Annotated in this window: 13 protein-coding genes; 7 read left to right on the top strand and 6 right to left on the bottom strand. The window is 39.9% G+C overall.

Features of this window, described 5'->3' with window-relative positions:
- From tssL to tagH, 4 genes are read right to left on the bottom strand one after another with little or no spacing between them, the layout of a single operon-like run.
- The gene (gene tssL / locus KPL72_RS16200) at positions 1 to 1,284 is read right to left on the bottom strand and encodes a type VI secretion system protein TssL, long form (RefSeq protein ID WP_219703734.1); all 1,284 of its coding nucleotides are present in this window, start codon (positions 1,282 to 1,284) and stop codon (positions 1 to 3) included.
- Positions 1,285 to 1,306: 22 nt separating this feature from the next.
- Entirely contained in the window at positions 1,307 to 2,635 is a 1,329-nt protein-coding gene (gene tssK / locus KPL72_RS16195; protein ID WP_212915511.1) for a type VI secretion system baseplate subunit TssK, read from the bottom strand.
- An 11-nt stretch (positions 2,636 to 2,646) separates the two neighbouring features.
- The gene (tssJ, locus tag KPL72_RS16190) at positions 2,647 to 3,165 is read right to left on the bottom strand and encodes a type VI secretion system lipoprotein TssJ (RefSeq protein WP_212915512.1); all 519 of its coding nucleotides are present in this window, start codon (positions 3,163 to 3,165) and stop codon (positions 2,647 to 2,649) included.
- Positions 3,131 to 4,453: a type VI secretion system-associated FHA domain protein TagH gene (gene tagH / locus KPL72_RS16185; RefSeq protein ID WP_219703733.1), complete on the bottom strand. Its 1,323-nt coding sequence runs from the start codon at positions 4,451 to 4,453 to the stop codon at positions 3,131 to 3,133. Before tagH ends, tssJ begins: the two co-directional genes overlap by 35 nt.
- A 468-nt stretch (positions 4,454 to 4,921) precedes the next feature.
- Here tagH and KPL72_RS16180 point away from each other — a divergent pair, with 468 nt between their 5' ends.
- Both KPL72_RS16180 and KPL72_RS16175 read left to right on the top strand, forming a co-directional pair.
- Positions 4,922 to 6,496: a serine/threonine-protein kinase gene (locus KPL72_RS16180; protein ID WP_219703732.1), complete on the top strand. Its 1,575-nt coding sequence runs from the start codon at positions 4,922 to 4,924 to the stop codon at positions 6,494 to 6,496.
- 69 nt (positions 6,497 to 6,565) lie between these two features.
- Entirely contained in the window at positions 6,566 to 7,276 is a 711-nt protein-coding gene (locus KPL72_RS16175; protein ID WP_219703731.1) for a tRNA-uridine aminocarboxypropyltransferase, read from the top strand.
- 58 nt (positions 7,277 to 7,334) lie between these two features.
- Here KPL72_RS16175 and KPL72_RS16170 read toward each other — a convergent pair whose 3' ends face one another.
- Positions 7,335 to 7,817, bottom strand: a complete 483-nt coding sequence (locus KPL72_RS16170; protein WP_219703730.1) for a DUF2947 family protein — start codon at positions 7,815 to 7,817, stop codon at positions 7,335 to 7,337.
- A gap of 165 nt (positions 7,818 to 7,982) precedes the next feature.
- Between KPL72_RS16170 and KPL72_RS16165 the strand changes: the two genes are divergently transcribed.
- Positions 7,983 to 8,174 (top strand): hypothetical protein, encoded by a 192-nt coding sequence (locus KPL72_RS16165; RefSeq protein WP_212915517.1) that lies wholly within the window; start codon positions 7,983 to 7,985, stop codon positions 8,172 to 8,174.
- Between the two features lie 150 nt (positions 8,175 to 8,324).
- Complete coding sequence (locus tag KPL72_RS16160) at positions 8,325 to 8,969, top strand: HAD family hydrolase (RefSeq protein ID WP_219703729.1); 645 nt, start codon at positions 8,325 to 8,327, stop codon at positions 8,967 to 8,969.
- A gap of 50 nt (positions 8,970 to 9,019) precedes the next feature.
- Here the strand turns inward: KPL72_RS16160 and KPL72_RS16155 are convergent, their stop codons facing one another.
- A complete protein-coding gene (locus KPL72_RS16155) occupies positions 9,020 to 10,048 on the bottom strand; it encodes a nucleoid-associated protein (RefSeq protein WP_212915519.1) in 1,029 nt (342 codons plus the stop codon).
- Between the two features lie 85 nt (positions 10,049 to 10,133).
- Between KPL72_RS16155 and KPL72_RS16150 the strand changes: the two genes are divergently transcribed.
- From KPL72_RS16150 to KPL72_RS16140, 3 genes are all read left to right on the top strand, one after another.
- The gene (locus tag KPL72_RS16150) at positions 10,134 to 10,451 is read left to right on the top strand and encodes a hypothetical protein (protein ID WP_219703728.1); all 318 of its coding nucleotides are present in this window, start codon (positions 10,134 to 10,136) and stop codon (positions 10,449 to 10,451) included.
- Positions 10,452 to 10,559: 108 nt separating this feature from the next.
- Positions 10,560 to 10,982 (top strand): VOC family protein, encoded by a 423-nt coding sequence (locus tag KPL72_RS16145; protein ID WP_212915521.1) that lies wholly within the window; start codon positions 10,560 to 10,562, stop codon positions 10,980 to 10,982.
- A gap of 119 nt (positions 10,983 to 11,101) precedes the next feature.
- A complete protein-coding gene (locus KPL72_RS16140) occupies positions 11,102 to 11,731 on the top strand; it encodes an OmpA family protein (RefSeq protein ID WP_219703726.1) in 630 nt (209 codons plus the stop codon).
- Positions 11,732 to 11,862: the final 131 nt, after the last annotated feature.

Here is an 11,862-nt window from a genome sequence, read left to right as displayed (position 1 = left end):
TTAGAAAAGTAAGTCAATTTCCACTCTACGGTTCATTGCCCTGGATTTACTATCACTATTAGGAACAATAGGATCTGCGGCTCCCTTTCCTTCAGGCCAAAGACGACCACTCAGATTTGTATTTTTAGCCATTGTATTCGCTACTTGAGTAGCCCTCGAAAGAGAAAGTAGCCAATTAGATGGAAATTCTTCTGTTTGGATTGGAGTATCATCCGTATGACCAGTTATAAGAATACGCCCCTCAGTCCCCTCAAGACTCAAGGCCAACTTCTGCAAAACCGGGGTTACTGATGGAAGCAGCGTTGCCGCCCCAGATTTAAATAAATTTTCATTATTGATAGTGATGCGTATCCGATCAGCCTGCTTTTGAACAGCGACAATATCTTTTTGAATTTCTGTTTGTAATAACTGCTCTAAAATCAAAAGCTGCTTATCTTTTTTATCTACAGTTTTCTGCAGATCAATAGGATAAATTGACGCCAAAGAAGCCTCTGTCTTAGATAGTTGATCATTAAGCTGCACATTTAAAAAGAAATATAGAGCCAAGCCAATTACACCCAAAATAGAAAATATAATCCAAAGTGGCGCCTGCTGCCTCAGCTCCCCACCATCGGCAACCCTTCGCTCCCACTCAGGTGTTAAAATATTTTTTACAGGGCCATCCAGCTGATTGAGAATATTATAAGCTCTATTACGGTAGTCCTCCGCACCACCATCTTGAGCATTATTAACCCTAAATTTTCCTTTAAATCCTAAATTCAAGCAATGATACTGAAGCTCTAAAAAGTCACGATTATGTTCAGGATAACGAAGCGAGTCATCAATTAACGTATAAAAATACTCCCCCCCAAACGTCTCTTTATGAAAAATTGACAGCAAACTCTCATTCGCCCACTCCATTGAACTCCAACGCGAGTTAAGAACACTCTCATCTAGCAAGGCACAAAGACAATAGCGCGCATTGAAAATCGTTTTATCAGGAATATCAGCATCACGAGCCTCAAATTCAAAAGATTTAATGGCATCTGTACAGCGATGCTTAAAACCTGATAGATCAGATAAATTCTCAGATTGATTTACAAATATAGCAAGCGAAAAACAATCCGAAGCCGATTCCAAAAGACTATTTTTAAAAATAGAAATTTTGGGCCCACTCTGCTTTTGCAAAGGAATTGCATTTGACGATATTTGCGTTTTATCTGCAGCAGCATCATCGACAGGGCTACTATTTCCAGAATCTCGACCAAGACGACCAGGCCTAGGCTTCATTTTAGTCTCATCCACTGAAACACACTCCCATTAATAATTATGCTCTAACTGCCCAAAGGGTAATATGTAGATCAGGGTAATTGCCTGAGAGATGTAAAGCCACCCCTCCACTTTTAAACAAGCCATCCCACTGCTCACCATGTTTATTTAGTTCAAAATAATGGTAACCTGCATGATACGGGACTTGTCGAGGCGCTGTAGGCAGAGTACTAATAGATATACCAGGCAATTGGTTATTAACTAGATTCCTTATAGTCTCAACACTACCTATTTTTATTTGCGATGGAAGCGAACGACGCAATTCTTCATGAGGAACACTCGCTTTAACAGCCAAAATAAACTGTCCGCTTCGCAGTAAATCTTTATCTTTTAATGCCCCAAAAGAAATACCGAACTTACTTTTCTCAAGCTTAATCTCTGTCGCAGTCTGCTCAATAACCTGACTTAAAGACTGATACAAAAAGTTATTAACTTCCGAGAAGACAAACATCAAATTAAGATGGTCATATTTAGGCAATACAGGGACCAATTTATCAGAGGAGCTGAATGTCGCCAACTCACCTGACAATTCAATCAATCTGGAATAAAAACTATAAGGGTGAATATTTTCAACAGACAACAAACTTTTAAATATAGCATCATACTTATTTAATGTTTGCAGCATAATAAAATCAGAAACAGACGTACTACCAGCGTAACCTTGAGACAGTCGTCCAGCAATATTCTCAGCTCTTTGCCTAATTAAAGCTGAGATCTCCCTAACAATACCAAATACAGGCTTACAAGCTCCAATATTTAAATGCGGTGGAATATATTTGCCATCTAAACGAATTGCCCCCTCACTACTCACCTCTACTATACGAGCAATAGGCATAACAACATATCCAGACACATCTTCAGAGCTAAGCATCAACCTACTATTGAATTTAGCAATTTGTATAATCTCTTCAGACTCTCGACCCAAGCAATCATCCGAAACAGTCAAATCTTCTAACTTAAAACGAGTAACCTGAGAATCATCTATTGAAGACACATTTACACTGTTGCTTCTATATGCAGGAATTGCCAAGTAGACAAGCTGATCAACTACATCCTTACCAACAATGAGCGCATCAGGTGTTAAGGTGTTATCCAGAAAACTAATAGGGGTAAGATCAGGCATCACAGCCTTTAGGCCATCTAAGCAAAACTGCCCAGTATTAAGAAGACTAACATCAATACTTAAATCTACCACTCCCCAAGCATTATTGACATTTGCATCGAGCAGATCCTTTATCACATTAGCCAAGTGCTTGTCTGACTGTTGAAAATGCTGAGGTCTCAGAAACATGCCTTCAGTCCAGGCAACAGGAGAAAAATTATTCATAAAAATTCCTTTTATTCCTCTTTGAGGTAAGTTGCAATAGACTCTACATTCACTCGCACACTGTCATAGCCAGTTGGATCAGCTTCAACTACCCCCCTCCATTTTGCTTTATCAATATCTCTATAAGCAACAACAACACCTATGAAACGAGTATTTTTATCCAACGTCATTTCATACTTAAATTCCTGACCAGGCTGAAGCTCAACCTCATCTTTTTTAAGCAAATCAGGACCTAACACCTTCTCAGCATCCCCATAAAGACTAAAGAAATCCTGTGTGTCAAAAACAGCTTTGGAGCTCAATTCAAAAACTTTTATCACTACAGGTGAAGGCCTTCCATTTATGTCGGGGTTCACATCCTCCGCCACATTAAACTTTAGGTCTGTTGAAGGTGGCACAATATAGTTAACAGTAGAGCAGCCCGATAATAAAAAAACCAGAGCAGTTAGAACCACAGTAGGCAACTTGAACTTTTTCACTTGAGGCAATCCTTTTTTAATCTTGTTTATTAATATAATTATCGTAAGCATTTAAGAACTCATCAGAAAGGGCCATAACCCCCTTTTGATCGACTTCTTTAGAATACTCTTGATGTAATTCCTGATAAATTTTCCAACTTGCCGCACCAGAATTATTAGGCATAAACTTTAATAACGAGTTATTTTCATCCGCTTTTCTACTAATACTCTCAGGCCCAAGAAGCTTCAATAAAGCCTCTAGCGAACTAGACGCCGCAGCAAGCGTTGCATTCTCATGCCTATGCAAGTCATCAAAGCTCTCCTTAATGGAGGATGCAGCACCAAGAAAACTCGTACTTTTCCGCGTATACAGATTTTGAATTGCATCATCAATCGTCGCTGAAAATTTTAGGGGATTATTTTGCTCAACCTGAAACATAGTTCTATTAATTTTCATCTGATTCTTCATGCTAGCACGCTGCCTAAGAGAGTTTATCACCCCCATTAACAACGAATTCAATCCCACCCCCATTTCGAACCATTGCTTCTCTGTCTCTAGCTCAGCCCTAACCACAGAGGAAACACCCAACCCTTCAAGAAAGGCCTGCATAAGTGCTTGTTGGTTACCCGCAGAACCCTGCTCGCCAACTGATGTATGTGATGCTTGTTTTTTCACATCATACATCCGCCCTTCCCCTTCACTTATTGGAGGAGAAATAGATTCAATATTTGATTCCGGTTGCGGTTGCGGTTGCGGTTGCGGTTGCGGAGCAATTTGCCCCTCACCTGAGAATGGATCTAGGCTAGCGCCATCAGAAAATGCAAATGCGCCCCAATCTTCAGGGATCAGATTAGCACTTGAAGAACCATCATCACCAGAGACTGGCGTCATAACCGGAGCGGTCATAGATTCTTCAAGCATATTATCTGCTTGGTACGGAGCTGAAGCAGAGTCAGGAAAAGTGCTTTGAACAGACGCAGCCTGCTTTTGATCCGATAAAGGAAAATCAACTTCCTCTATTTGAAGGGAGTTACCTTTATCACCTTGCAGTGCAACTTCAATTTGAAAATCACCTACACTAAACACATCACCATCAACCAACTGATGCTTCCCACCTTTTCCAATAGGTGAAACACTATGATTTACAAACAACCCATTTGTCGAATAATCATGAACATAGAATAAACCACCTTCATTCACAATTTCTCCATGCTTATTAGAGATAACTTTTTCAGGATCAGGCAAGTGCCAACCACAGTCTTGAGAACGACCAAAAGTTAAAGTGTTTTCAACTAATTTTGTTGCTTCTATCTCCGGAGAAAGGCGATGGTAACTAGTAATTTTTAACAAAACTTCCATTCTAATAGTTTCCTTGTATCTACTTATTAAAAATCATAAATGACTTTACTGTTTATCTCAACAAAAAGGGTGATACTAAACAAACAACCCACAGGGTATTTTTACAGCTAAAAACGCGTAGCCTGTGCGCTTCACTGGATACAGCAACAAAACAACACAACTATATTTTTTAACTCTTCGCTTGAAATTCACATACCAATTCACTACGCCCGCACGACCGCCACCCTGCCCTTACAAAAGACCTCAGCAAAACAAAAAAACACTTCCAGATCGCCCACCTCCCTACCAAATAAACACAATAGAGCAACCATCCAGTATACATACAAACCTATTTTTTGATCGCATTGCTAAAAATCTTTTTTTTTGTAAAAATGCGACACCTAAAAAAAAGAGCCTGCCCTTTCTCATAAACTCGGCTCACTATAAATCCAATAGATACTATATTTGCTGCAACTAAAGGACTGGATGATGAGCAACAACGATGATAGAACACAAATAATTTCAACCCACTCATCGCAAAAAGACACTAGTAACTTTGACAAACAGAGCCTTATAGGGAAAAAGCTATCTGATAGATATTTAATTGAAGAACTCATCGGACAGGGCGGGATGAGTTACATCTATAGAGCAAGGGATACGTTTCTAGAACAAAGCTCATCCACAGATCACCCTATTGTCATTAAAATACTAAGAGAAGAATTTTCTCAATCCTTAGAGGCTATAAAGCTACTCAAAGAAGAAACAGCACAAACACAAAAGCTTTCGCACCCAAATATAATAAAAATATTCACAGCTAATACAGAAGGAAATACCCATTACATTGTAATGGAATGGGTGAATGGTGAGACCCTAGAACATCTAATCAAGCGAAACAAACCGACAGGTCTAAAATTCAAAAATGCACACCCTATCATTAAACAATTACTTAATGCCTTGAGTTATGCACATAGCCATGGCGTAATTCATAATGACCTAAAACCCTCTAACATCATCATTACCGCCTCAGGTGAACTAAAAATCCTTGATTTTGGAATTGCAAAACAACTTCAAAATGATGACGTGTACGCTTTCATTAAAAAAAGCAACAATGAAGCTGTGAGCGGCTACACTCCTTCTTATGCAAGCCCTGAGCAACTAAATGGATATAGTGCCAATGTGACCGATGATTTTTTCTCTCTAGGCTGCATAATCTACGAAGTACTGTGTAGCCGACATCCATATGACAGAAAAGCGTCCAACACACTACCAGACAACAGTAAATTAAAAAAACCTAAAAACAGTCCTTATTTATTCTGGTTTACATTAAAGGCAGCCCTCTCCCTAAAAGCAGAAAACAGAAAAGACATACCCCAAAAGCTCAGCCGCACACTATCTAAAGATCTAAAAAAAACAAGCATATCAGTGCTAATTGCAGTTATTTTTATCACCTCTACTTTCCATGTTTACAATAATATAAACTCTGAAAAATCCCAAATTATAGCCGAAAAAAATAACGCTATAGCAATGAACAATCAAGTAGATATCTGGATGTCATGGAATGCCCCAAAGACACTCAACAACCTCAATTCAATCCCCCCACAATTCGATACTCTAAAACAAGGTTTATTAAAAATACATCAAACAGAAATCATCAAAATTTTCGATGATAAAATCTCAAGGGTACAAAAAATTGAAGATAAACTTAAAAACTACCCAGAGATAGACAACCTCTACCAACAAGCACTCAGCTATTACCCAGACTCAAAAACATTAAACGAACAATATAACAATATGCAACTTGAACGCCAGTCGATTACCCTAGATATTATAGGTAGGTTAAATAACATGCTAAATCAAAAAAGATATTTTGAAAAAGACCAAAATAATATTTTAAACTTGATCGACAGACTGAAGCTTATTGACAACCGAAACACTTACGAACCGACTCAAAAGCAAATTAATGATTTTGAATCGGTACTTAAAAAATCGTCGGCAGGAAATTCCCCCATCCAACTAGAAACACTGCAGAACATCAAGAATAAAATATTCACCACAAGCCAGTGAGAGCATAACAACCTAGACATTTCAAACAAAAAGTCGATAATGGCGCGGTCAAAACAGAGCACTGGCCTTATGAAAACTGCGCAAAACACACATTGTGTCGACATATTACGCGAGCAATGTAAAACGGAATCGAAGAGGCCTTTCATAGCAAGAGGCTCCAACGCCATTCGCTGCACTCATTGTCTAATGGCAGAATTTGCCTGCTTTTGTCATTTAAGAGAGAGGCAAGCCTCTCCTATCGAATTCATTCTACTCTTTCATCGTGATGAAATTCACAAACCCACCAACAGCGGGAGACTCATCGCAGATTTATTCCCAGATGACACTCACGCCTATTTGTGGAGCAGAACAGCGCCATCACAAGCCTTACTAGATCTCATTAAAAGCAGGCAGGGAAACTGCACGATATTGTTCCCGAACACAGAAACAGCCCAAGAACAAAAAAGACAGGTAAGAAGCATTGCTCCATCAAGCAACAAAGGTGATGAAAAACACACCTTCATTATTTTGGATGGGACATGGAAGCAGGCGAGTAAAATGTTTCACCAAAGCGAATGGTTGAGAAACACCCCTCACTTTGAGATAAATAGTGAAGCGCAGCGATCATTTCTTGTGAGGCACTCAAGCCATCAAATGCAATTTGCCACTGCCGAGGTCACTGCCATGTTACTCGACTCATTAGGGCACAAACAACACAGCAAGCTTTTACTTAACTATTATCAAGCATTCAATGAACATTGCTTGATCAGTCGAAAACGTGGCAACAACGAGCAGTTGTGAAATATAATTACAAAAAAAGAAAGCTAGTCAAAACAATGAAATATCACCGCTTAGACAATTAAGACTCTCTAAACAACAAATTCACCCAGCCATTAGAGTGAAACTGTGCGGCTTGCTTTTTCTTCTTGCCAACTAAAATAGGACCATTATCCAAGAACAAGAACGCTTTCCAAGTGCGTTTAAAAATGCCCCAAGAAAGTTCAAAGACCAACTCATTGTGACAGCAAAAAAATACGGTCGTATCATCTCCCCAAGCAGAAAAGTGTGACAACAATCCATCAGGCAACGACTCCTGATCACTATCCCATGCTTTTTCCCACTGCAGCTTACCATCTGGGGCTTGTGTACTGGCTTTCTTTAACCAATCTCGATCCGAAAAATGATCTGGATGTATTTGCTCATCACTAATGTAATCTCGCCAAATTTGGCTGGCGCGAAGCTCACTTAGCAAGCGAATCTCTTGCAAGTCTTCTGACTCAATCTTTGGATCATTACGTTTAAAAATCCAATTTTTTGAAAACTGTTCTAACGATTGGTACAAGGAGGTTTCCTTAAATGTTTTCTTATCTAGTAATAGATATAAAATGATGAAAAAAACTAACCTAACAAGTGAAAAAGGATCGTTTGTTCAATCGGTCAAGCTTAACTAGTATTAGCATTGTTGTAATAAAACAACATTTCTTAATTAGCAGATCAGGAGAATACTATGGACTCTCAACAACAATACGAAGCACTTTTAGCAAAATGGGGCTACGCAGACACTACAGTTGAAGACCACGCTCGACGTCAAAGACGCGCTCGCCGCGTTAAAGCTGTTGTTACTTTTTTCAAGAACACTTTTAAAGCAATCAAAAAAGTAAGCGCTCGTCCTCAGCAACTTGGTCAAGCAAGCAACTAAGCTTCACAAGAATAAGCCCATAATAATTGGGTGTTAGTGTATCGTAAATAGATCTTTTTAAGGGGAGAAAAATAATAAAACCCCCTCCCTTCCTAATTCCCCTCCAAATTCGTTATCATCAATACTCATTCACAACAAAATATTTTCTTTATGACTTACTCTTACAAAGCAATAATCTTTGATTGCGATGGCGTCATTGTCGACACAGAAAACATATCCAATACCATCTTAAAATCCATGTTAAGCGAGTGCGGCCTAGAACTCGATGACGAGACCTTACACGCAAAATTCACAGGATTCACCAACCAAGAAAACCTAATCAACGCTGAAAAACTACTGGGCAAGCCACTACCAGCAAACTTTGACGACGATTACAGACAGCGCTTTCATGCCATCATCGAAGCTGATCTAGAACCTATTAAAGGCGTACGTGACTTACTTAGTAAGATCACCACACCAATTGCCATGGCAACCAATGCACGCCGCAAAGAAATGAACTTCAAACTAGACAAAATTCAATTATCTGAACGCTTTTCTACCCGTTTCTGTGTCGAAGACGTGGAAAACGGCAAACCAGCACCAGATCTTTACTTAAAAGCCGCGCAAGCATTAAATGTTGATCCTAAAGATTGTTTAGTGATTGAAGATTCTATTGCAGGAATTACAGCAGGACGAGCGGCTGGAATGCGGGTACTCGCGTTTAGTGAGACTCTTGACGCAAAAATGCAAGCGGCCGCTGGCGCGACTGAATGCTTTAAAACAATGAAAGAACTAGAAGGTTTGTTGGGACTTTAACAAACCTTCTGACTTTCACTTAATTGAACTAAATTTGTATAACAAAAAACTTAGTTCGACATAGCCTGTAATTGTTTCAGCAGACTCTTCGGCAAGTCTTTAATAGTAAGCGTGCCAGAGTCTGCATCAAATACGATCGATTCAGCTAACAGTTCGCTATCAAAACTAATCGTCAAAGCACGAGAGCTTCCAGACAAACGAGTCAGTTTTTTCAATGCGGCTTTCTCGACGAAAATTTCTTTCTCCATCTTGAAGCTATCAGAATCGGCAATTTCTAAAAATTTATTCGCCTGCTCAATAGAAAATCGAGATTCAACCTGAGAAGCAATCTCTTTAATCGCCAAAGGTTCGCGGTCTTGCGCTTTCGCCTGACAATGCTCAGAAACCACTTTCTTGAATTCATTCGCCTGTTTAGAAGGAAAACCTTCTGACTGACAAAACGCTGCCGTCAAATCCACCAGCTTACGCGTTTCTTTTGCTGCAACTTTAGGCTCATCGCAACCAATAAACTGAGTGAAATATTCACTCTCAAATTTAGGTGCTCGACCAAAACGGAAAGAAATATAACGACCTTCATCGCCCGCTTGCCACGCTGTCAAATTGATACGCAACGACATGTGCAACTTTTCCATCTCAATTTGTTCAATTTGCGACAAACTCAGATCCGCACCAAGGCCAATGCCTTTTTTGCGTTTCAACATCACTATATACAAGAAATGCGTATCGTGAAGCTCGTAATGGTTAAACCACAACAAACCACCTTCGGCTTCTTCAACAGGCTCTAAATACTTCAAATACTCTGCCGCGCAATCTTTGGTAAATCCTGCAAAATCGACAAAAGTATCGTTTTTAAAATGCTTAAACAGCAAAGCGGGTAATTGGGCACCCTCCTCACTTCCCTGAGGGTTAACAAAACGTCCAGTATTCATACCAGAACGATTAAATAGATTCGTTACCTGAGCAGATAGCGCCTCGGCTTGCCCATCAACTGGGTTCTCATTTGGACGCGCAATAAGTATCGCTTTACGCTCACCTTCATGTTTTTGAATCTCATGCACAATTAAGTTGCTAATAGACACCAGCTACCTCTTACGTTTAATATGGACGATTACGGTCATTTTTTAACCCATCACTTTATGAAGGATCTTCCCAAACCAAAACGCTATGATAAAACCCAAAACCACCAAAAGAGACACGCGAAAAGAACTTGAGTCTCTGGTAGATCAATTTATCAAGAAAAACGGAACGATCCAGCAAGTCGACATGGGTGAATCCGGTTTAGTTGATGGCAAGTATAACACGAGCCACATAGGCTTTAACGAGCCAAAACAAGATCGCACGCCATTAAATCACGTTGTTGCCGCTATTCAACAACGAAAACACAGTAAATCCCCACCAACAGCACCAGCCAAAAAGCGCCCCAAGAAAAAAATCATCTACGATGACTTTGGCGATCCTCTACGTTGGGTCTGGGAAGAATAACAAGGCTTACCACTCAGATTAATAAGAGTCTTCTGCCTATTGCTTTGAAATACCAAGCTGATACTGCAATAATGCTCCCACATATTTTCACCAAAATAGGGAGCGATTATGTCTATTCGATACTTACACGCCATGATAAGAACAGATAAGCCAGAAGAAAGTCATACGTTTTACACAGAAGGCCTAGGTCTTATTCAAACAAGACGTATGGACAGTGAAAAAGGTCAATTTTCGCTTATCTACTACGCCACAGAACAAGGCGCACCAGAAGTTGAACTCACTCATAACTGGAGCGATCGCGCCTACACAGGCGGCGACCAATTTGGCCACCTAGCCTTTGAAGTCGAAAACATTTATCAAGTCTGTGAAAAGCTACAATCCATGGGCGTAACCATTTTAAGACCACCTCGCGACGGTCATATGGCCTTTATTAAAGACCCAAACGGTATTTCAATAGAACTTCTGCAAAAAGATGGATCTCTTGAAAGTGCCGAGCCATGGGCGTCTATGGAAAACACTGGTAGCTGGTAGTTACATAAGTTTACAAAAAAAGTATTTAATTAAACAAAGCTACAAAAATCCAATAGTCATCTTGGCAAGTATTTCTTAAGCTTACAGAATCGAAGAACTTAAAAGGTAGCAATAGCGTCATGAAGACTCTCATTAAAACCATCGCACTGACAGGAACATTATTGGTTTATGGACAGCTTTCCGCTGCCGAAAGCCTGTATGCTTCCAATGTACAGTCTCGGCTGGCTGATGCAGACCGAGATGGCGTTATTGATGCGCGAGATCTTTGTCCAGACACTGCTGAAGGCGCAGCCGTAGACAACTATGGCTGTCCTAATCAAACAACCAAACTACTGTCTGTAGAACTGAACATTCTATTTGACACTGGTAAGGCAGAGATAAAACCGCGCTTTTATTCTGAGCTAAAAGACCTTGCTAAATTTTTACAAGAGCATCCTACAAGCACGGTGGTCATTGAAGGCCACACAGACAGCCAAGGTTCAGCAGAGCTAAACCAAGACTTATCTCAACAACGCGCCTCCGCTATTGCCGATGTACTTGTAGACAGCTTTAGAATCCAAGCAGACCGTGTAAAAGGCATTGGCTATGGCGCAACCCGACCTATCGCTGACAACGACACAGAAGATGGTCGCAAACTAAACCGTCGAGTTGTTGCTGAAGTCTTCGCCAAACAACAGTTTGCCAACGAACGTTGGACAATCTACAGCGTAGACAAAAATGGCAGCACCGCGCTAAACAATAGAAACTAAGCACTTAGTAAATAGAACATTCTAAAAACCAGTCAAGATAAATGGCTGGTTTTTTTTGGTTTGGAGATTGGCTTTATTTATATTCTTGCTTCTATCAACAAAGCAACACAGGGTAAACTAAGCAAATATAT

Source organism: Marinomonas lutimaris (assembly GCF_019426345.1).
Classification (GTDB): domain Bacteria; phylum Pseudomonadota; class Gammaproteobacteria; order Pseudomonadales; family Marinomonadaceae; genus Marinomonas; species Marinomonas lutimaris.
This window is presented reverse-complemented; position numbering and strand designations above follow the sequence as displayed.